The following is a 20,806-nucleotide window of genomic DNA, read 5'->3' on the forward strand; positions in this document are numbered from 1 at the left end:
AGCATCAACCTGCCAGCCAATACCGCCGCCGTAAGCGACTGTCGTAGGGTGCGTCAACGCGAAGCTTGGCCACCGCAAGTCGCACAGACACCCCGAGTATTCGAGACTGCAATGGCCTGCCCTACTTGTAGTAGTTAAACAGGCCCGGCGGCACTTCGCTGCTGTCCGCTGCTTGCCAAGGGCCATTGGCGCTCAGCCCCCAACTCCAGCCATTGCTCCAGCGGTAATAGGTGCGTTCGCGGTAATACAGGTTGCTGGCCCCCTCAACCGAGTACACACCCAAGGCTGGCACCCAGTGGCTTTGCGCTCCTGGGGGCGGCGCATAACGAGGATGTGACTGCTTAACCGGCAGATCGCTCACCTGTGTGCCAGGCCCATGCGTGGAGCAGCCGGAGAGCACCAATAACGCCGCGACACCAATGAAGCCCAACCAATTTTTCATTAGTTTTTACGCTCAGCGCTATCGATGGTCAGTTGCTGCAAGTCGTCACTGTTGCTGGCGACAGCTTTGGGCTGCGCCACCCACTCACCCTGGGTGGCGTTACCGCTACGGGAGATTCGCGCCACCAGTTGAACCTGATCGAAACCAGAGATTTTCAGCTGCGGCATCATTGCATCGGCATCCGACAAGCTCACCTCAACCGGCAAATCCGCCACCGTCAAACGCTTAACCGCCAGCGGCATCGGCGGCCCGGATACAGCACGGGCAAAGATGAACACGCTATCAGTTGGCTGGACTTTATCTTTCAACTCGGCGGCTAATTCAACCTTGACCTTGAGCTTGTGATCAGTGCTTGCAGTGGCGGCTTCAGTGTCCGGAGTGGCGGCTTCGGCGCTTGCAGCGGCTGGATCAAGTTCGCCGCGGGCACGTTCAATACCGCCCTGAATAGCCTGACGCGATGGGTCATTCTCTGGCAGCACGGCGACCAATTTTTCCCATGAATCAATCGCATCCTGAAAACGGCCCTGCTCGAAGGCCGCAATCCCCAGCAATCCCAAGCTCGTCACCTCTTCCGGATCGGCCTTCAGCGCTTCATCAGTCAGACTCTGCAATTGCGGCGACCATTGCTTGTCACCGGCAAAGTAGATCGCCTGCGCCCACTGCCCGAGCAGTGCAGGGTCACGTCCAGCCAGCTCAACCGCCTTTTCGAAGGCCTTAGCTGCATCGCCAGCTCGCTCCTGAGCCATATAGGTGCGGCCTAAAAAGTACCAGGCCTCGGCAGAGTCTGGCTTATCTTTGACCGCGGCCTCAAGGCGCTCGGTCATGGCTTCAATCGTTTGCGGCTGATCGGCAAAGGCCAGGGTTTGCTCAACTTGATCAATCGCGCCCCAATGCATGTACAAGCCATAACCCAATAGCGGCATCAACAACGCCATAATCAGAGGCACTTTGCGCCCCAGAACGCTCGCCTTGCCCTGATTACCCTCAGTATCAGATAACAACTCACGGGAGGCCTCATCACGGCCATCACGCAGTTGCTCGGGACTAAGCACACCGGCGGCATGCTGGGTTTCCAGCTCTTTGATTCGCTCCTGGTAGAGCGTCACGTTCAACGCCGTACGGTCTTCCTCAGCCTGAAACTTACGAGCACGCACAACAGGAATCAGCAGAAACCCCAAGGCGGCCAGTACTAGCAGGCCGGCACACAGCCAAAATTCAATCATCAGTCTTTCTTATCCAAAGGCGCTTGATTTAGTAAGGCAGCAAGACGTTGCTGCTCATCTGTTGAGAGTCCCTGGTACTGCTCGGTCTTTTGCCGACGCTTACGCAGTACAATCACGCCTAACAGAATAAAACCACCGATTAGCAGGCCTGCAGGGCCGTACCACAACAGCAAAGTACGCCCAGTGACAGGCGGCTTGTACAACACAAAATTGCCGTAACGGGCGACCAGATAATCAATGATCTGCTGATCGCTCTCGCCGCCTTCAATCTTTTTATATATTTGGGCACGCAAATCCAAGGCAATCGGCGCATCGGAATCGGCAATGTTTTGGTTCTGACACTTAGGGCACCGTAGCTCTTCCGTCAGCGTGCGATAGCGCTCGCGCTCAGCCTCGGTTTTGAACTCATAAGTATCAATTGCTGCATGGGCCACGCTGATCAGCGTCACCCCCAATAACAAGGCTGCCAAACCACGCCGCAAGGTTAACCCCATCATGGCTTGGCCTCATCGACCATGGCCTGATAAAGCGGCGCAAGCTGATCGCGCCAAACGGTTTCATCAATCACCCCAACAAACTTGTGGCGGATGATGCCGTCTTTATCGACCAAGAAGGTTTCCGGTGCGCCATAAACCCCAAGATCAAGTCCTAGCGTGCCTTTGGCATCACTGATATTGAGCTGATAAGGGTTATGGAATTCCTTGAGCCACTTCTGCGCGGCCGCATTCTCATCTTTGTAGTTGATACCGTAAATATTCACGCCCAGCTTGGCGATTTTATTCAACACCGGATGCTCGACCCGGCATGAAATACACCAGGTTGCCCAGACGTTAACCAACGCTGGCTTACCTTTGATGTCAGCCAGGCTGATAGTTTTATCATCCTGCACTGAAGGCAATGAAAAGGCCGGAAAGGGTTTATCAATCAACGCCGAAGGCAATTCAGACGGGTCGAGAAACATGCCGCGATACAGGACCACGGCAATTGCCAGAAACAGTGCCAGTGGCAATAGCAAAATCAATCGTTTCATGCCGGCGCCCCCGCCACACCCAATGCCTCACGCACACGGGTGCGCACCTTCACGCGGTAGCGTTTGTCGAGTGCCGCTAGCACGCCACCAAAGCCCATCAGCAAGGCACCCAGCCAGATCCAGCGCACGAACGGCTTGATATGCACCCGCACAGCCCATGCACCATTTTCCAGTGGTTCTCCCAGCGCCACGAACACATCGCGGGTGAAACCTGCATCAATCGCCGCTTCAGTCATCATCGACTGTTGCACGGCATAGAAACGTTTCTCTGGGTGCAACACGGCAATTTGTTTACCGTCGTCGAGTACCCGCATGGTCCCGCGATCAGCACTGAAGTTAGGCCCTTCGCGGTGCTTCGAGCCCTCAAAGACAAACTCGTAGGCACCGACGCTAACTGTATCGCCCGGTGCCATACGCATATCACGCTCAAGGTTGCCAACACTGGTCAAAACCACACCCAAGGCACACACAGCCATGCCGAAGTGCGCCAACTGCATCCCCCAATAACTGCGGGTCAGCTCGCGCATGCCTTTGAACAGGCCTTTGTTGCGGGTCTTGTCAAAGATGTCACGCACACCCGCCAATACCACCCAAGCAGCCAGCATGCACACCGCCATGACGCCCCAGTTGAAGTCACCAAAGGCAAAGGCGGCAATCGCCCCAACCGCAACGCTGCCGAGTAATACAGGCATCAGCATGCTCACCAGCCATTTAACCGGTGTGTTTTTCCAACGCACCAGCACACCCACGGCGATAACCACCATCAGCAGGCCCATCAGTGGCACAAACAGCGCGTTGAAGTACGGCGGTCCAACGGACAACTTGGCGCCGGTCAAAGCATCTAGCACCAGCGGATACAGGGTGCCGAGCAGGATCATCGACGCGGCAACCACCAGAATCAGGTTATTGGCCAACAACAAGGTTTCACGCGACCACAGTGCGAACCCCACCTTGCTTTTAACCACCGGCGCACGTACTGCAAAGAGTGCGAGTGAGCCGCCGACGACCAGCAGCAAGAACGCCAGGATAAATACGCCGCGCTCTGGGTCACTGGCAAATGCATGGACCGAAGTCAGCACGCCGGACCGAACCAAGAAAGTCCCGAGCAGGCTCAAGGAGAATGCGGCAATTGCCAACAAAACGGTCCAGCTCTTGAACACCCCACGCTTTTCGGTGACCGCCAAGGAGTGGATCAGCGCAGTGCCGACCAGCCAAGGCATAAACGAAGCATTTTCCACTGGGTCCCAGAACCACCAGCCGCCCCAGCCAAGCTCGTAATAAGCCCACCACGAGCCCAAAGCAATACCGATACCCAGGAAGGCCCAGGCGACAATAGTCCAAGGCCGCGACCAGCGCGCCCAGGCTGCGTCGAGCTTGCCGCCCAGCAGCGCCGCAATGGCGAAGGAAAATGCTACGGAAAAGCCAACATACCCCATGTAGAGCATGGGCGGGTGGATGATCAAGCCAAAGTCTTGCAGCAACGGATTAAGGTCATTGCCGTCAGCAGGCATGTTCGGTAGCAAGCGGGCAAAAGGGTTGGAGGTGATGATCAAAAACAGCAAGAAACCAACGCTGATGATGCCCATCACACCGAGCACACGGGCGAGCATTTCTTCCGGCAATTGGCGCGAGAAGATTGAAACCGCGAAGGTCCAGCCACCCAGAATCAAAGCCCACAACAATAATGAGCCTTCATGGGCACCCCAGACCGCACTGAACTTGTAATACCAAGGCAAGGCGCTGTTGGAGTTACTGGCAACGTAACGCACAGAAAAGTCGTCGACCATAAAGGCGTAGGTCAAACAGGCAAAAGCAAATACCAGAAAGGCAAATTGGCCCCAGGCTGCAGGCTGGGCCAGGCTCATCCACTGACGATCACCGCGCCAGGCACCAATCATTGGCAATGTGGCCTGCACAACGGCCATACACAACGCCAGAATCATCGCTAAATGGCCGAGTTCTGGAACCATCAACATGGCACTCATGCGCCGCCCTCCTTACCTTCAGGCTTAAGCTTGCCGCTTTCTTTAAGCGCTTTAGTGACTTCAGGCGGCATGTATTTCTCATCATGCTTAGCCAGTACTTGGTCAGCGATTAACACGCCATCAGCATTGAGCTTGCCAAGCGCGACGATGCCCTGCCCTTCACGGAACAAGTCAGGGAGGATGCCGCTATAGCGAATGGTTACGCTCTTGGCAAAATCGGTGACCACAAACTCGACTTGCAGCGAGTCCGCAGAACGTTTGACTGAACCTTCAGTGACCATGCCGCCCGCACGAATCCGGGCATCCGTTGGTGCTTCGCCATTGGCGATCTGGGTAGGCGTATAGAACAGGTTGATATTCTCCTGCAGCGCCGACAGTGCCAGGCCTACAGCGATTGCCACACCAGCGACCAAGGCAAGGATGATGTACAAGCGTTTTTTACGAACCGCGTTCACGAGTTGCTCTCCCGGCGCAAACGACGCGCCTCGTCTTGCAGATAGCGCCGTTTGGCGAAAATAGGCAGTGCGATGTTCAGGCCCAGCACAGCAAGGGTAATGCCGTATGCGGACCACACATAGGCACCATGGCCGCCCATGGCGATGAAATCACTCAACGATGCGAAGCTCATGGGCGCGCCTCCAGTTGCCGGTTAACCTCGGCCTTGGCCCAAGCACTGCGCGACTCGCGCTTGAGCACTTCCAGGCGCATCCGAACGAGCACCAGCACAATAAACAGGCAGTAGAATCCCAGCACTGAAAGCAGCAATGGCATCCACATTTCGGCGCTCATGCTCGCCTTGCCGGTAATTTTGAAGGTTGCTGGCTGGTGCAAGGTGCTCCACCACTCAACCGACTTCTGGATGATCGGGATATTGACCGCACCGACCAAAGACAGCACTGCACAGGCCTTGGCAGCACTGTCACGGTTGCTGATGGCTTGCCCCAGAGCAATCACACCAAAGTACAAGAACAGCAGAATCAACATTGAAGTCAGGCGTGCATCCCAGACCCAGTATGTACCCCAGGTCGGCTTACCCCAAATCGCCCCGGTAACCAGCGCCAAAAAGCACAACCAGGCCCCCACAGGCGCGGCTTGTTGCAAGGCGACATCGGCGATCTTCATTTTCCAGATCAAGCCAACCGCGCCAGCCAGCGCCATGGTCAAATAACAGGCTTGCGCGAGAAATGCCGCAGGCACATGAATATAGATAATCCGATAGCTATCGCCCTGATAGCGTTCAGGCGGGGCAAACACTAACCCCCAAACCAAGCCTGAAACCAATAACAGCGCCGCAGCAGCAATCAGCCACGGCAGCCAGCGACCACTGATCTCATAAAACCACTTGGGCGAACCCAGCTTGTGAAACCATGTCCAGTTCATCAGGTTACTCATCAGTTCTTCAGTCAACCACTGCATGCTCTGCACAGTGGTTATAGTTTCAACGTCACTCAGCGACGCTTATACGCAGACCCGCGGCGATAGCAAAAGGGCTGAAGGTCACCGCCAAGGTGGTCAAACACGCCATCCACAACAACTGCCCGACAGCTGGCAACCCTTGCAGGCTCGCCTGTAAGGCACCGCTGCCAAGAATCAGCACCGGAATGTACAAAGGCAGAATCAGCAAGGCCAGTAACAAGCCACCGCGCTTTAGGCCAACTGTCAATGCCGCGCCTACAGCCCCCAACAAGCTCAAGACCGGGGTTCCAAGCAGCAGCGAAATCAGTAAAACAGGTAAACAGTGAGCAGGCAGCCCCAACATAAGTGCTAATACCGGGGACAGAATGACCAGTGCTAAGCCTGAAAACGCCCAGTGTGCCAGCACCTTGGCCAAAACCAGAAGAGCCAAAGGGTGCGACGAAAGGACCCACTGCTCAAGTGAGCCATCTTCAAAATCACTGCGAAAAAGCCCGTCCAGCGAGAGCAGCACGGCCAATAGCGCCGCCACCCAGACCAGCCCTGGTGAAAGGGTTTGCAACAATTGAGCTTCTGGCCCGACCGCCAAAGGGAACAAGGCAATGACAATGGCGAAGAAGACCAAGGGATTCGCCAACTCAGCCGGCCGCCGGAACAGCAACCGAGCTTCACGTGCCACCAGCAGTGTGAATACGTTACTCATAGGCTGCGCACGCCTAAATCAAGCACACGATAGCCCTGTGGTTTAACCGATAAACTGTGGTGCGTCGTCATCACGACCAGGCCACCCTTTTCGCAATGTGCAGCCAAATGTGCCTCAAGCTGAGCGACGGCAGCGATATCGAGCGCGGTAAAGGGCTCGTCTAGAATCCAAAGTATTGGACCCGGTAAATACAACCTCGCCAACGCAACCCGGCGCTGCTGCCCGGCCGATAGCGAGTGACAAGGAACGTCTTCATAACCGCGCAGACCAACAGCCTCAAGGGCCTGCCAAATCTGCTCACGCTCTACGGGCTGCTGCAAAGCGCAGAGCCACGTGAGGTTCTCTTGTGCGGTCAGCAAACCCTTGATGCCCGCCGCATGGCCGATCCAAAGTAATTTTCCAGCAAGCTCACCGCGCTGCGCGTTCAATGCGCTGCCATAGAGTTGCACTTCACCTGCTGTAGGCTGCATCAGCCCCGCTAAAAGTCGCAACAAACTGGTTTTACCACTACCGTTAGGACCTGCAACCTGAAGCATTTCGCCGGGAACCAGAGTCAGTTCTAGATGCTCAAAAAGCATGCGCCAATCACGCTCACAAGAGAGCGACCTGGCTTCAAGAATTGGGCTGATCACAGCATTTTTACCTAATAAATGATTCAAGATGGCTGCATTTCAGCCGCTATATAGTGATGCATGCGGGCTTAATGAACCGTTTAAAGTAGCCTGTACGGACTTCACGCGGCGAAACAGGCACTAGCCAGCGGCGGCATTATACATGCCTCGCCCTCCTCCCCGCAGTTGCCTTTTCGACAGGGTGTAACGTGTAGATGAGTGAAATAAGCAGCAGTCGGCCACTCCCCGCCACACCTGCAAGCAACCGCTCAAACTCGGTGGCTAGCGACATGGCAGTGAAACTGCTACAGCCACTTGAAGGCTTAATGGCCAAGGGCGACACTGCCACCGCGGAAGTTGTCAGCCTCAGACAAGTCGCTCAAAGCTTTCAGCTCATGCTCAAGCTCACCATGGAAAATGGTCGCCAAGCCACTGTCGAAGCCAGCAGCAACCGACCTGTTGCGCAAGGCACCGCCCTGACCATTACCGCCCTATCAGACAGCAAACTCTTGCTGGCATTACAGCCCGGCGGCGACAAACCATTAAAGAGCCTCGACCTCAATCAATTACCAGTGGGCACGCTGATTCAAGGCAAAGTGCTGAGCAGCGAACAAATCGCTCAAGGCAAGGTACAGGTGATCTACAAGGTTCTGGTCAGCCTGCTCAATACCTCATTAGCGGGCAGCAAGCTGGTGATCGAGACCCCTTTGTCACTCCAACCCGGCAGCCTGTTGAGCGCTCAGGTACAGGGTAATCAATCGCTTAATCTTCTGCCCCTGAGCGGGCGACTTGATCAACTGGTGCTGACTCAGCAATTGCAAAATCAACACAATGGCCAAGGTTCCTTGCAGGGCTTGTTCAAGTCTCTGCAGGGCTTGAGCGAGCGCGGCGATATTCCCAGCGGCGTGCGCAGCAGTATCGATAAACTGATCGGTGCCATGCCTGACGGCCAGCAACTGAGTGATAGCAAGGGCCTGAGCAAGGCATTGGAAAACAGCGGCGCTTTTCTTGAAAGTAAGCTATTGGGCACCCAAGCCAATGCCCTGCCAACAGATTTAAAGGCCAACCTGCTCAAGTTGATCAGCCAGCTACAACTCAACTTACCGGTACAAGGCGCATTACCCGGGGCGACCGCCAGTGCGATCATGGCCCAGTCTTTGCCCGCTCTGGCGCGCAACTTACTGGGCAGCATCAACCAGAGCAGCAGCAAACAACAGGCACTGAATTTCCCGCTGCCAACAAAACTTCTGCAATCGCTGACTGAAGATGGCGACCTCGAAGCCCTGCTCAAACTTGCCGCCGCTGCAGTGTCTCGCCTGCAAACCCACCAACTCTCGAGCCTGGCGCAAACCCAAGTGGGGCCAGACGGCAATATCCTGACTACCTGGCAGCTAGAGATCCCCATGCGTAACCAGCAAGAGCTGGTGCCCGTGCAGCTAAAAATCCAGCGCGACGAACCTCAGAAGTCAGCCGCCCAAGAGCAAAAAGAAATGCTTTGGCGCATTGATCTTGCATTCGATTTGGAGCCGCTTGGGCCTGTGCAGGTACAGACGCAGCTGGCACGCGGCAGCCTATCGAGCACACTTTGGGCTGAACAAGCCAGCACCGCCAAGCTAATCGACAGTGAACTGGTTAATTTACGTCAGCGCTTGATTGACGCCGGGCTACAGGTCAGCGCACTGTCCTGCGCCCAAGGCTCCCCGCCGCAAGGCTCCAAAACGGCCCTGCAACAGCGCTGGGTGGATGAGACCGCATGACTAAACACAACACACCTCGCCAAGCCATCGCCCTGAGCTATGACGGCCAACAAGCGCCCACACTCAGCGCCAAGGGTGACGATGAGTTAGCTGAAGCGATTTTGGCCATAGCCCGTGAGTATGAAGTGCCAATCTATGAGAACGCCGAGTTGGTACGCCTCCTCGCCCGCCTTGAACTTGGCGATAGCATTCCTGAAGAGCTGTACCGCTGTATTGCAGAAATTATTGCCTTCGCCTGGCACCTAAAAGGCAAATGCCCGGCAGGCTTCAACGCCAGCCAGGCGGACACAATGCAAGAGATTTAATCGGTTACGCGCCTCAGGCTGCCTGACATTGCATAGAGCTGCGACTCATCGCTCGCGCCCTTATCCAGCGGAAAGTCCAATAACTGCCAGGCAAAGTAGCCATCACGGAAAAAGTACACTTGTTCGTAGCCCCAACTGACAGCCTTGCGCACCGCCTCGGCACTGCGCGGACTGACATCACTGTCGCAATACACCACCAGTGCAGCGCCCCGTGGGATTCCAGCAGTCGACAGCTCAGCGAAACGCTTGTCAATATCCAAATGGGTTGCGCCACTGATATGCCCCCAAGACCACTCGCGCTGTGGCCGTACATCAACAAACATTGCGCCCTGCTCATAGAGAACACGCGCTTGCAGAACATTAACCGTGCTTGCGCCAGCCACAGTTTCGGGGACGTCCTGCGCGACTGCAGGGAGACTCAAGCCAAACACCACCAACACCACCAGTAATCTAGCCATAACAGCTTCCCTGTTATTACTCGGTTACTAACAAGCTTAGGGTGGCCTGAACTAAAGACTAGGAACGATTTAGATGGCAACGCAACGCTTTAAGAACTTCCAACGCTATAACCGTCGCTTCACGTAGGGCGCGACAAGCGAAGCTTGTCCGCGGTTTGTGTGGATCTCATGGCTTAAATCTGACGGCGAGATGACAGACGGAGGACGACCTACGCGATACGCGGAAAGGCTTAACCCCGATTGGGGTTGGCCTGATGAAGCTTGCTGACCAGCTCAGCTTCAGCCTTGCTTAGGCCGCAAGACTGGGTGAGATCATCCACACTGGCACCCAAGCCGACTAAGCGAGCGGCTTGGGTAAACGATAAATTTGCCGGATCGCGTTGTTCCATCTGGCTAACTTTGTCGGGCAGCGGTGCCACTGTCTGGCGCAACTCATGCAGTTCCTCGCCCATGCGAATACTGCCAGTGAGGTAGGTATCCAGTCGCTTGCTCAGCTCTTTAAGGCGCAGATCACGTGCTGCATCGCGTTCGGCCTGCAGGGCAACCGTGCTCTTGAGCTGGGAATGCAGCCACACACAGGCACCTATCAGCGCTACGCTGATCAGGGCCAAAACCACCAGTGCGGCTTCAAGCATCATTCAAATTGACTCCAACTCCGACCACTCTTCCTCACTCATCATTTTGTCCAGCTCAACCAGAATCAGCAGTTCGCCATTCTTGTTGCACACGCCCTGAATGAACTTGGCAGACTCATCGTTACCCACATTGGGGGCCGTCTCAACCTCAGACTGACGCAGGTAAACCACCTCGGCAACACTGTCGACCAGAATGCCGACCACTTGCTTGTCTGCCTCAATAATCACCACGCGGGTGTTATCCGTAATATCGGCAGGTTCCAAACCAAAGCGCTGACGTGTATCGATAACGGTTACTACGTTACCACGCAGGTTGATAATACCTAATACATAACTAGGTGCACCCGGAACCGGAGCAATCTCCGAATAACGCAGGACTTCCTGCACCTGCATCACGTTGATGCCGTAACTTTCGTTATCCAGGCGAAAGGTCACCCATTGCAGGATTGGATCCTCAGCGCCTTGAGCAGCGTTTTTATTCATATTCCTAGCCTCTTGGATAAACGATTGCGAGTCAGTACCCGCTTACAAAAATAATTAGTGAACCTGACCGTTTACCAGCCTTTTGGCTGCGCCGCTGGTAATCAACTCAGCCAGTGCCGAGACATCTAGCAAGGCACACATATGTTCAATCACTGTGCCTGCCAGCCATGGTCGTTGCGAACGCTGGCTGCGCCACTTGATCTCATTCGGGTCAAGACGAATAGAGCGGCTAACCTGATGAACCGCCAGCCCCCACTCGTAGCCTTGAACCGAAATTACAAACTGCAAGCCCTGACGGAAGTCTTCACGATAGCGATCCGGCATGACCCAGCGCGCAGTGTCGAGCACCTTAAGGTTGCCCGCCTGACATGGCAGGATCCCAAGGAACCAGTCCGGCTGACCAAACAGCGGGGTCAGGTCCTGCCCTTCGAGTGGGTAAATTGAACCAAGGCAGACCAAGGGCACTGCCAGAGTCAAACCCGCCACATCAAATAACAAGCACTCAAAGGGTTCTTGGGCCCACTGTGGACGCCCATCTTCAGCCAAAACAGGCGCAAAAGGCGCGGTGGATGAAGGGCGGTACACATCAGCGATGGGCTCGACAAGCGTTAAGGATGACTCCGGGGCCAAGGCGTCGGGCAATTCAAGTAAAGGCGCAGGCATTACAGGCTCTGCCTGTATGACTGGCGCTTCAATCACAGCCTGAACAACTGCTGGCTCAGGTGCCAATGTCAGCAAGGGTTGCGTGGCGTCACGTTGCTGCTCTTCGCGAACGGCCGCTTCGAACTCATCCAGACTGACGCTCGTGGCCAATTCCAGCGACGCATCCTGAAGCAAGCTGTCCAAATAGGACTGCAGTGCCAGTTGTGGACGGGTGGTGGTGGCTGGGCCGGTCATAGTGAATATCCGCACAAAGATTCTGTAGCCTGTATCGGCAGCAATCTAGGCAGACTTGAGCAGTAGTTTGCAAAAAAACGCGGCATCTCAAGCCACCTGTGCAGACTGTTGATGCGCCAGCAAATGCTTGAGTAGCGCCCGGTAGGCCAAGGTCCCACGGCTTTTCGGATCAAACTGCGAAGGCGTCTGCCCTGCCCGGCTCGCGTCACGCAGGCGCGTATCAACCGGAATATAGGCCTGCCACAAATTGTCCGGGTAGCTATTGCGCAGTAAGCGCAAGGTCGACATCGACGCCTGAGTGCGACGGTCAAACAAGGTCGGCACAATGGTGTAAGGCAGCGCCTGTTTGCGCGAGCGGTTAATCATCGCCAGCGTGCTGACCATGCGTTCAAGACCTTTTACCGCGAGAAACTCAGTCTGCACCGGGATCACCAGTTGCTGGCTGGCGGCCAATGCGTTGACCATCAAGACACCGAGCAATGGCGGGCTGTCGATGATTGCGTAGTCGTATTCACCCCAAAGCTGGGCGAGCGCTTTGGAAACAACCAGGCCTAAACCATTTTGCCCCGGCGACTGACGCTCCAGGGTAGCCAGTGCAGTGCTGGATGGCAGCAAGGCAATCTGCTCATGACTGGTTGGCAGCAATAACTGCTTTGGCAAACCTTGCGGCACCACGCCTTGGTGCAAAAACAGGTCATATGCGCTGTGCACAAGACTATCCGGGTCATGACCAAAATAGCTGGTCATTGAGCCGTGCGGATCGAGATCGACCACAACCACACGCTTACCGGAGTCGGCCAAAAGACCTGCCAAGGCGATGGATGAAGTGGTCTTACCGACACCACCTTTTTGATTGGCTACTGCCCAAACTCTCATTCTGCTCTTCCGCCCGCTACAAGTGTTACCTGAGCTGGATCTAATGCCGCCCGATCAGTTCGGCGACGGTGATTTGACGGCGCCGGATTGCGGCGTCGGAACTACGGCTGATGGTGCAGGTTGCGTGCCAGCGCTGCGCAAGGCTTTATCAGGCTGAGCCCGAGCGCTGCCAACGCCGCTAATGCTGCGGCGCACATCAAGATTACGCGAGATTACCAAAACCACTCGACGGTTTCGCGCCCGCCCTTCAGTTGTCGCGTTATCGGCCACAGGTTGAAATTCGCCATAGCCGACGGAGGCCATGCGCGATGGGTTGACCCCATCAATCGCCAGCATCCGCACAATACTTGCCGCCCGCGCGGCTGACAGCTCCCAGTTACTTGGAAACTGCGCCGTATGAATCGGCTGATTATCGGTAAAACCTTCAACATGTACCGGGTTGCCATAAGGTGCCAGAATTTTGGCAACTTTCTCGACAATCTCAAAGGCGGCGTCACTTGGGAGCGCATCACCGCTGGAGAATAACAGGCTTGAACTGAGTTCTATTTCAATCCAAAGCTCATTGCCGCGCACCTTCAATTGGTCACTGGCAATCAGATCGCCAAACGCCTGGCTAATGCTGCTTGAGATGCTTTGCAAAGAGTCTTCCGGCGCTTGTGTGACATCTTCATCGACCATTGAGCGGTCAGGCTCAGTCGTTCTTGGCCGCTCATCACCAATAGGGATTGGCTTGATGGAGCGGTCAGGCTGATTGAATACGCCGGTCAGGGTTTCCGAGAGGACTTTGTACTTGCCTTCATTGACGGAAGAGATCGAGTACATCACCACAAAAAACGCGAACAGCAAGGTAATGAAATCGGCATAGGAGACTAGCCAGCGCTCATGGTTTTCATGTTCTTCCTGATGACGGCGTCGAGCCATATTTCACCCCACTAATCCATGAAACCTTGCAGTTTCAGCTCAATGGAGCGCGGGTTCTCACCTTCGGCAATCGACAATATGCCCTCAAGGATCATCTCGCGATAGCGCGTCTGACGCTGGGCAATGGCTTTGAGCTTGTTGCCAATTGGCAGCAGCAGCAAATTGGCAAAACTGACGCCGTAAATGGTCGCGACAAAGGCGACTGCAATCCCACTGCCCAGCATGCTCGGGTCGGCCAGATTACTCATTACGTGGATCAAGCCCATCACCGCACCGATGATACCGATGGTCGGCGCGTAGCCGCCCATGCTTTCAAATACCTTGGCGGCTTGGATGTCGTGGCTTTCTTTGGTGTACAAATCGACTTCAAGAACGCTGCGAATGGATTCAGTTTCAGCGCCATCTACCAGTAACTGCAAGCCCTTGCGCGCGTATGGGTCAGACTCAAGATCGGCCACTGCTTCTAGCCCCAACAGGCCTTCTTTACGCGCCACCAGACTCCAGTTGACGACCCGGTCAATACCGCCAGCCAAATCAATACGGGGAGGAAAGATGATCCAGCGGACAATCACCAACGAGCGCTTAAAGACACTCATCGGCGCCTGCAAAAACGCCGCGCCCAAGGTACCGCCAATCACAATAAGCGCTGCCGGACCGTTGAGCAGCGCGGCTACGTGGCCACCCTCAAGGTAATTGCCGCCCAAAATAGCGACAAAGGCCAAGATGATCCCAATCAGGCTCAGGACATCCATTACACGCACGCCTGGGTAAGATGTTTGCCGATGTCATCCAGCGAGTAGACGGCATCTGTCAGGTTGGCTTTGACCACCGCCATGGGCATGCCATAAATAACGCAGCTGGCTTCATCCTGCGCCCACACTTGGCTGCCGCTCTGCTTAAGCAGACGCGCCCCTTCGCGGCCATCAGCACCCATGCCGGTGAGCACCACTGCCAGCACTTTATCCTGATAGGTACGCGCCGCCGAGCCAAAGGTGATATCAACGCATGGCTTGTAATTGAGCCGCTCATCACCCGGTAAAATCCGTACCGAGCCGCGCGCATCAATCATCATTTGCTTACCGCCAGGGGCCAGCAAAGCCAGACCCGGGCGCAACTGGTCGCCGTCCTGGGCCTCCTTGACGTTAATCCGACAGAGCTTATCAAGGCGCTCGGCAAAGGCCTTGGTAAAGGCCGCAGGCATATGCTGGATCAGCACAATGGGTGCCGGAAAATTAGCGGGCAGCTGGCTAAGCACACGCTGCAACGCCACCGGGCCGCCCGTTGAGGTGCCAATAGCAACTAACTTGTAGGCTTTATGCTTCGGCGCGGCACTGCTGCCATGCCCCGCAGAATGGCTGGCTGGGTGAGCCGTCGCGGGCCTGGCTGACTCCTGCGGTGTTCGGGCAGAGGTGGCTAACGGCGTAGTCGCTCGCCTGGGTAAACCTGCTGCAGATGCCGTTGAGGTTGCACTTGAAGCCGGAGCGGCAGGCGGCACAGAACTGAGGCTGCGCCTGTTGCTGCGGGCAATGTTGTGGACTTTCTCGCAGAGCATCTGCCGCACTTTGTCCGGGTTGCGCGAGATGTCTTCAAAATTCTTGGGCAGGAAATCAACCGCCCCCGCATCCAGCGCGTCCAAGGTAACGCGCGCGCCTTCATGGGTCAGCGAAGAGAACATCAAGACCGGTGTTGGGCAGCGCTGCATGATGTTACGCACGGCCGTGATGCCATCCATCATCGGCATCTCGTAATCCATGGTGATGACATCAGGTTTGAGACTTTGCGCTTGATCAATCGCTTCACGGCCGTTGGTTGCCGTACCGATTACCTGGATATTCGGGTCCGAAGAAAGGATTTCAGAGACTCGACGGCGAAAAAAACCGGAGTCATCTACTACCAATACTTTTACAGCCATTAGAGCTCCTTAACTGCGCAGCCTCAGGCTGCGCAGGCGACAGTCACATGCGGCGGGCGTAGTGTTTGAGCATGCTTGGCACATCAAGAATCAGTGCAATACGCCCGTCACCGGTGATGGTCGCACCCGACATTCCGGGCGTGCCTTGCAGCATCTTGCCAAGCGGCTTGATCACCACTTCTTCCTGACCCACCAACTGATCAACCACAAAGCCGATACGCTGACTTCCGACAGTCAGAATCACCACATGGCCTTCATGCTGCTCTTCATGGGCTGCACCTTTAACCAGCCAGCGCTTGAGGTAGAACAATGGCAGGGCTTTTTCACGCACCACCACCACTTCTTGACCATCAACCACATTGGTGCGCGACAAATCGAGGTGAAAGATCTCGTTGACGTTGACCAATGGGAAAGCAAAAGCCTGATCCGCCAGCATGACCATCAAGGTCGGCATGATTGCCAGCGTCAGCGGCACTTTAATGACAATCTTCGAGCCCTGGCCTTTGACCGAGAACACGTTAACAGTGCCATTAAGCTGAGAGATTTTGGTCTTGACCACATCCATGCCGACACCGCGGCCGGACACATCGGATATCTCGGTCTTGGTCGAGAACCCAGGCGCAAAGATCAGGTTGTAGCACTCAAATTCATTAAGGCGATCGGCTGCGTCTTTTTCCAGCAAGCCTTTCTCAACCGCTTTGGCGCGCAGGACATCGGCGTCCATACCTTTGCCGTCGTCGGTGATCATCAACAGGATATGATCGCCCTCTTGCTCGGCCGACAGCACGACCTTGCCGCCACGTGACTTACCCGCGGCTTCACGTTCGTCCGGTGATTCAATGCCATGGTCAACCGCGTTGCGCACCAAGTGCACCAATGGATCGGCCAAGGCTTCAACCAGGTTTTTATCCAGATCGGTTTCTTCACCAATCAGCTCTAAGCTGATTTCTTTCTTGAGGTTACGTGCCAAATCACGGACCAAACGCGGAAAGCGGCCAAAGACTTTCTTGATCGGCTGCATGCGGGTTTTCATCACCGCAGTCTGCAAATCCGCAGTGACCACATCCAGATTGGAAACCGCCTTGCCCATGGCTTCATCGTTACTGCTTGCACCCAGGCGAACCAGACGGTTACGCACCAGCACCAGCTCGCCGACCATATTCATGATCTCGTCAAGCCGCGCAGTATCAACCCTAACGGTGGTTTCCACTTCGTTGGCTGGGGCTGTTTTTTCAGCCACCGGTGCCGCTGCTTTTGCTGGCACGGCTCGAGGTGCTACTTTGACGGGCCGCACATCAGAACCGGCAACCTGGGCCACGGGCTCGGTAAACTTGCCTTTGCCATGCAGTTCATCCAGCAGCGCTTCAAATTCATCGTCGCTGATGTTGTCACTGCTCGCAGCAGGGGTCGAAACCGTTTCGTTGGCCTCAGTGGCGGCAGGTGCAACAATTTCCGGCGCAACAAACTGGCCTTTGCCATGTAGCTGGTCGAGTAAAGCTTCAAACTCGTCATCGCTAATTTCATCGCTGACCGGGCCGGCGGCAGGCGAACCTGTGGCAACCGGTGCCTCAGCATTGACCGGCGCAACTGCGCTTTGGTCGCCAGCAAACTGACCTTTGCCGTGCAACTGATCAAGTAGTGACTCAAACTCATCATCAGTGATTTCATCACTGGCCGCAGGGACATCGACTTGCTGCGGTGTTTCATCAAGTGCATCGAGCAACTGCTCAAATTCACTGTCGGTAATATCGTTATTAGCCGGTGTCGGAGCGGCGGCAGTCGGCGCTGCAACTACTGGGGCGACCACAGCAGGCGCAGCAGATGTCGGCTCAGCTAACTGGGCCAACGCGGCCAGCAACTCTGGCGTCGCAGCCGTAGGTGTGGCGCCTTCACGCACCTCACTGAACATGCCATTAACCGCGTCAAGCGCTTCAAGGACAACGTCCATAAGCTCCGAATCAACTCGGCGCTCGCCTTTACGCAATATATCGAAGACGTTTTCAGCGATGTGACAGCACTCCACCAGCTCATTGAGCTGGAGAAATCCGGCACCGCCTTTAACTGTGTGAAATCCCCGAAAAATCGCATTGAGCAGATTCATATCATCCGGGCGGCTTTCCAGCTCAACCAACTGCTCGGACAATTGTTCGAGTATCTCGCCGGCCTCTACCAGGAAGTCCTGGAGAATTTCTTCATCGGCGCCGAAGCTCATATGTACGTGCTCCTAAAATCCCAGACTGGACAACAGATCGTCGACGTCATCTTGACTCGATGCAACGTCATCAAGCTTATCGGCATGAATCTGCGGACCTTCACCCTGAGATGGATTTTTTTCTTGTTGTTTTTCTGCACGCAGCGTTTCTGGGTCATGTTCGATGCCTGCATACCGGTCAACCTGGGTTGCCATAAGCATCAATTTGAGCAGATTGCTCTCAACTTCAGTCACCAGTTGAGTCACGCGCTTAATGACTTGACCGGTCAGGTCTTGATAGTCCTGAGCCAGTAAAATATCGTTTAAGTGACCGGACAACTTGCCACTGTCGCGCTCGCTATTAGCCAGAAACAACTCGACCCGCTTAGCCAGCTCGCGAAAATCCTCTGCGCCCATCTCACGGCGCATAAAGCGCCCCCAGTCGGCACTCAGACTTTGTGCGTCAGTGCGGATATCGTTAACCAACGGCGCACTTTGCTCAACCAGATCCATGGTTCGGTTGGCCGCATCTTCGGTCATCGTCACCACATAGTTGAGGCGTTCGGTTGCGTCAGTAATTTGCGAGGCTTCAGTCGCATATGGCAGGCGCGGGTCTAGCTGAAAGTTGACAATGGCGCTGTGCAACTCGCGGGTTAGTTTGCCAACTTCATGGTAAAGACCACGGTCACGCACTTTGTTAAGTTCATTGATGACCTGAACCGCATCACCAAAATTGCCGCGCTCTAGGCTTTCAAGCAATTGGTGGGCATTACTTTTCAGGGTCGACTCAAAGTCACCCATTTGGGAATCATCGTGTTCCATAACAACCTCAGCGCAGACGTCAGCCGTTTACACGCTCAAATATCTTCTCGATTTTTTCTTTGAGCACCTGAGCAGTGAATGGCTTCACCACGTAGCCATTCACACCGGCTTGAGCAGCCTCGATGATCTGGTCACGTTTAGCTTCAGCAGTCACCATCAGTACCGGCAGTTGTTTCAGACGCTCATCAGCACGCACTGCGCGCAACAGTTCAATACCGGTCATGCCAGGCATGTTCCAGTCAGTCACCAGAAAGTCGAAGCTGCCGCTTTGCAGCATCGGCAATGCAGTTGTGCCGTCATCGGCTTCAGCGGTGTTAGTAAACCCCAGGTCACGCAGGAGGTTTTTAATAATGCGGCGCATCGTTGAAAAGTCATCAACGATGAGGATTTTCATGTTCTTGTCCAAGTCGACCTCCGTACCTTCCCCAGTGCATTCAGCATTCTGAATGCACCCTCTAATCGTGAAACCGGCCTGGCCAGGCGCACACTAACTGCGCCTCGCTATACAAGGTTTTCAGAATCTGGCTACAAATGTTATTGGGCTCGCCATTCACCTAGACGCGCGCGCAAACGTGCGGCGCATTGGCTATGCAACTGACTAACCCGAGACTCACTCACCCCTAGCACTTCACCGATTTCCTTGAGGTTCAGCTCTTCGTCGTAATACAACGAAAGAACCAATTGTTCACGTTCTGGCAGGTTACCGATTGCATCAGCAAGGGCTGCCTGAAAGCGCTCTTCCTCAAACTCCCGTGAAGGCCCGGATTGACTGTTACTGGCATCTTCCTGCAAGCCGCCGTTTTCACCGTCCTCCAAGAGGTCGTCAAAACTGAATAAGCGGCTGCCCAAAGTGTCGCCAAGAATGCCGTAGTAATCTTCGAGACTCAATTGGAGTTCGGCAGCAACTTCGTGATCTTTAGCGTCACGACCTGTTTTTGCCTCAATTACTCGAATTGCATCACTGACCATGCGGCTATTGCGATGCACAGAACGCGGTGCCCAATCGCCCTTACGCACTTCATCAAGCATGGAACCCCGTATACGAATTCCGGCAAAAGTCTCGAAGCTCGCACCTTTACTGCCGTCGTACTTTTTTGAGGCTTCGAGCAGGCCAATCATTCCGGCTTGAATCAAATCATCAACTTGAACATTCGCTGGCAAGCGCGCCAAAAGGTGATAGGCAATTCGCTTAACCAGTGGCGCATAACGCTCGATCAGCTGATGTTGCAAGTCTTTACCCTGCGCTTTGCTATACATTCGAAGTCCAGACGCCGCTGTCATGCCGGCGTGTCAGTAGCAGGTTGATGCACCAGACGCTCGACAAAAAACTCCAGGTGCCCGCGTGGATTGGCGGGTAAAGGCCAAGTGCAGACTTTCTGGGCAATTGCGCGAAACGCCACGGAGCATTTTGAACGTGGAAATGCTTCAAATACTGCACGTTGCTTCTGTACCGCCTTACGCACCGACTCGTCATAAGGCACAGTACCAACGTATTGCAGGGCGACGTCCAGGAAACGATCAGTCACCTTGCTCAATTTAGCGAACAGGTTGCGCCCCTCTTGCGGGGTGTGCGCCATATTGGCCAACACGCGGAAGCGGTTCATCCCGTAATCACGGTTAAGCAACTTGATCAATGCATAGGCGTCAGTGATTGAGGTTGGCTCGTCACAAACTACGACCAAAACTTCCTGGGCGGCTCGCACGAAGCTGACCACCGAATCACCAATACCCGCTGCGGTATCAACAATCAGCACGTCGATGTTCTCGCTGATATCGCTAAACGCCTGGATCAATCCAGCGTGCTGCATCGGGGTTAACTGGACCATGCTTTGTGTGCCGGAAGCGGCAGGCACAATACGAATACCGCACGGTCCCTGGATCACCACGTCGCGCATATCACATTCGCCACTGATGACATCTGCCAGCGTACGCTTTGGTGTAAGTCCGAGCAGCACATCAATGTTGGCCAAACCTAAGTCGGCATCCATCAACATGACGCGCCGTCCCTCTTCAGCCAATGCCATGGCCAAATTGACTGACACGTTCGTTTTGCCAACCCCGCCTTTACCGCCGGTGACAGCAATAACTTGAACTGGGTGCACCGCCATTTAATTACGCTCCTTGCTCACGCAGGTCAGGAGC

At 55.0% G+C, this 20,806-nt stretch carries 25 protein-coding genes; 2 read left to right on the forward strand and 23 right to left on the reverse strand.

The genetic code is table 11. The features are described 5' to 3' along the window. Positions 1-121: 121 nt before the first annotated feature. The 10 genes from ACIGCM_RS02265 to ccmA form a co-directional block, all read right to left on the reverse strand. The gene (locus ACIGCM_RS02265; protein WP_397500403.1) at positions 122-442 is read right to left on the reverse strand and encodes a hypothetical protein; all 321 of its coding nucleotides are present in this window, start codon (positions 440-442) and stop codon (positions 122-124) included. Continuing rightward, on the reverse strand, positions 442-1,665 hold the full coding sequence (gene ccmI, locus ACIGCM_RS02270) for a c-type cytochrome biogenesis protein CcmI (RefSeq protein ID WP_397500404.1): 1,224 nt from the start codon (positions 1,663-1,665) through the stop codon (positions 442-444). The genes ACIGCM_RS02265 and ccmI overlap by 1 nt, the downstream gene beginning before the upstream one ends. Beyond that, positions 1,665-2,147 (reverse strand): cytochrome c-type biogenesis protein, encoded by a 483-nt coding sequence (locus tag ACIGCM_RS02275; RefSeq protein ID WP_397501094.1) that lies wholly within the window; start codon positions 2,145-2,147, stop codon positions 1,665-1,667. Before ACIGCM_RS02275 ends, ccmI begins: the two co-directional genes overlap by 1 nt. An 11-nt stretch (positions 2,148-2,158) precedes the next feature. Continuing rightward, the gene (locus ACIGCM_RS02280; RefSeq protein ID WP_397500405.1) at positions 2,159-2,695 is read right to left on the reverse strand and encodes a DsbE family thiol:disulfide interchange protein; all 537 of its coding nucleotides are present in this window, start codon (positions 2,693-2,695) and stop codon (positions 2,159-2,161) included. After that, a complete protein-coding gene (locus ACIGCM_RS02285) occupies positions 2,692-4,665 on the reverse strand; it encodes a heme lyase CcmF/NrfE family subunit (protein ID WP_397501095.1) in 1,974 nt (657 codons plus the stop codon). The genes ACIGCM_RS02280 and ACIGCM_RS02285 overlap by 4 nt, the downstream gene beginning before the upstream one ends. An 11-nt stretch (positions 4,666-4,676) precedes the next feature. Then, entirely contained in the window at positions 4,677-5,135 is a 459-nt protein-coding gene (gene ccmE, locus ACIGCM_RS02290) for a cytochrome c maturation protein CcmE (protein ID WP_397500406.1), read from the reverse strand. Continuing rightward, positions 5,132-5,308, reverse strand: coding sequence for a heme exporter protein CcmD (ccmD, locus tag ACIGCM_RS02295; RefSeq protein ID WP_397500407.1), 177 nt, complete (start codon positions 5,306-5,308; stop codon positions 5,132-5,134). Before ccmD ends, ccmE begins: the two co-directional genes overlap by 4 nt. Further along, positions 5,305-6,063, reverse strand: a complete 759-nt coding sequence (locus tag ACIGCM_RS02300; RefSeq protein ID WP_397501096.1) for a heme ABC transporter permease — start codon at positions 6,061-6,063, stop codon at positions 5,305-5,307. Before ACIGCM_RS02300 ends, ccmD begins: the two co-directional genes overlap by 4 nt. Positions 6,064-6,124: 61 nt before the next feature. Beyond that, complete coding sequence (ccmB, locus tag ACIGCM_RS02305; RefSeq protein WP_397500408.1) at positions 6,125-6,796, reverse strand: heme exporter protein CcmB; 672 nt, start codon at positions 6,794-6,796, stop codon at positions 6,125-6,127. Next, positions 6,793-7,428, reverse strand: a complete 636-nt coding sequence (gene ccmA / locus ACIGCM_RS02310; protein ID WP_397501097.1) for a cytochrome c biogenesis heme-transporting ATPase CcmA — start codon at positions 7,426-7,428, stop codon at positions 6,793-6,795. The genes ccmB and ccmA overlap by 4 nt, the downstream gene beginning before the upstream one ends. A gap of 194 nt (positions 7,429-7,622) precedes the next feature. Between ccmA and ACIGCM_RS02315 the strand changes: the two genes are divergently transcribed. Next, a complete protein-coding gene (locus ACIGCM_RS02315; protein ID WP_397500409.1) occupies positions 7,623-9,164 on the forward strand; it encodes a flagellar hook-length control protein FliK in 1,542 nt (513 codons plus the stop codon). Then, the gene (locus ACIGCM_RS02320; protein WP_397500410.1) at positions 9,161-9,469 is read left to right on the forward strand and encodes an EscU/YscU/HrcU family type III secretion system export apparatus switch protein; all 309 of its coding nucleotides are present in this window, start codon (positions 9,161-9,163) and stop codon (positions 9,467-9,469) included. Before ACIGCM_RS02315 ends, ACIGCM_RS02320 begins: the two co-directional genes overlap by 4 nt. Here the strand turns inward: ACIGCM_RS02320 and ACIGCM_RS02325 are convergent. The 13 genes from ACIGCM_RS02325 to fleN all read right to left on the reverse strand — a co-directional run bounded on the left by ACIGCM_RS02325 (position 9,466) and on the right by fleN (position 20,772). Then, positions 9,466-9,927, reverse strand: a complete 462-nt coding sequence (locus tag ACIGCM_RS02325) for a rhodanese-like domain-containing protein (RefSeq protein ID WP_397500411.1) — start codon at positions 9,925-9,927, stop codon at positions 9,466-9,468. The genes ACIGCM_RS02320 and ACIGCM_RS02325 overlap by 4 nt on opposite strands. Positions 9,928-10,157: 230 nt before the next feature. After that, positions 10,158-10,562 (reverse strand): DUF2802 domain-containing protein, encoded by a 405-nt coding sequence (locus ACIGCM_RS02330; RefSeq protein WP_397501098.1) that lies wholly within the window; start codon positions 10,560-10,562, stop codon positions 10,158-10,160. A 3-nt stretch (positions 10,563-10,565) separates the two neighbouring features. Then, positions 10,566-11,045 (reverse strand): chemotaxis protein CheW, encoded by a 480-nt coding sequence (locus ACIGCM_RS02335; RefSeq protein ID WP_397500412.1) that lies wholly within the window; start codon positions 11,043-11,045, stop codon positions 10,566-10,568. Between the two features lie 54 nt (positions 11,046-11,099). Beyond that, positions 11,100-11,942: a chemotaxis protein CheW gene (locus ACIGCM_RS02340; RefSeq protein WP_397500413.1), complete on the reverse strand. Its 843-nt coding sequence runs from the start codon at positions 11,940-11,942 to the stop codon at positions 11,100-11,102. 87 nt (positions 11,943-12,029) lie between these two features. Next, positions 12,030-12,818, reverse strand: a complete 789-nt coding sequence (locus ACIGCM_RS02345) for a ParA family protein (protein WP_397500414.1) — start codon at positions 12,816-12,818, stop codon at positions 12,030-12,032. A 54-nt stretch (positions 12,819-12,872) separates the two neighbouring features. Further along, the gene (motD, locus tag ACIGCM_RS02350; RefSeq protein ID WP_397500415.1) at positions 12,873-13,739 is read right to left on the reverse strand and encodes a flagellar motor protein MotD; all 867 of its coding nucleotides are present in this window, start codon (positions 13,737-13,739) and stop codon (positions 12,873-12,875) included. Positions 13,740-13,750: 11 nt separating this feature from the next. After that, a complete protein-coding gene (locus tag ACIGCM_RS02355; RefSeq protein WP_397500416.1) occupies positions 13,751-14,491 on the reverse strand; it encodes a flagellar motor protein in 741 nt (246 codons plus the stop codon). After that, positions 14,491-15,651 carry a chemotaxis response regulator protein-glutamate methylesterase gene (locus ACIGCM_RS02360; protein ID WP_397500417.1) on the reverse strand — a complete coding sequence of 387 codons (1,161 nt, stop codon included), beginning with the start codon at positions 15,649-15,651 and terminating at the stop codon, positions 14,491-14,493. Before ACIGCM_RS02360 ends, ACIGCM_RS02355 begins: the two co-directional genes overlap by 1 nt. 43 nt (positions 15,652-15,694) lie before the next feature. After that, positions 15,695-17,863 carry a chemotaxis protein CheA gene (locus tag ACIGCM_RS02365; protein ID WP_397500418.1) on the reverse strand — a complete coding sequence of 723 codons (2,169 nt, stop codon included), beginning with the start codon at positions 17,861-17,863 and terminating at the stop codon, positions 15,695-15,697. Between the two features lie 12 nt (positions 17,864-17,875). Then, a complete protein-coding gene (locus tag ACIGCM_RS02370) occupies positions 17,876-18,664 on the reverse strand; it encodes a protein phosphatase CheZ (RefSeq protein WP_397500419.1) in 789 nt (262 codons plus the stop codon). Between the two features lie 19 nt (positions 18,665-18,683). Then, complete coding sequence (locus ACIGCM_RS02375) at positions 18,684-19,058, reverse strand: chemotaxis response regulator CheY (protein ID WP_176443248.1); 375 nt, start codon at positions 19,056-19,058, stop codon at positions 18,684-18,686. Positions 19,059-19,198: 140 nt separating this feature from the next. Next, complete coding sequence (gene fliA / locus ACIGCM_RS02380; RefSeq protein WP_397500420.1) at positions 19,199-19,945, reverse strand: RNA polymerase sigma factor FliA; 747 nt, start codon at positions 19,943-19,945, stop codon at positions 19,199-19,201. Continuing rightward, the gene (gene fleN, locus ACIGCM_RS02385; RefSeq protein ID WP_397500421.1) at positions 19,942-20,772 is read right to left on the reverse strand and encodes a flagellar synthesis regulator FleN; all 831 of its coding nucleotides are present in this window, start codon (positions 20,770-20,772) and stop codon (positions 19,942-19,944) included. Before fleN ends, fliA begins: the two co-directional genes overlap by 4 nt. Positions 20,773-20,806 lie beyond the last annotated feature (34 nt).

Origin of the sequence: Pseudomonas sp. NPDC078700 (assembly GCF_044542375.1) — a bacterium.
Taxonomy (GTDB): Bacteria; Pseudomonadota; Gammaproteobacteria; order Pseudomonadales; family Pseudomonadaceae; genus Aquipseudomonas.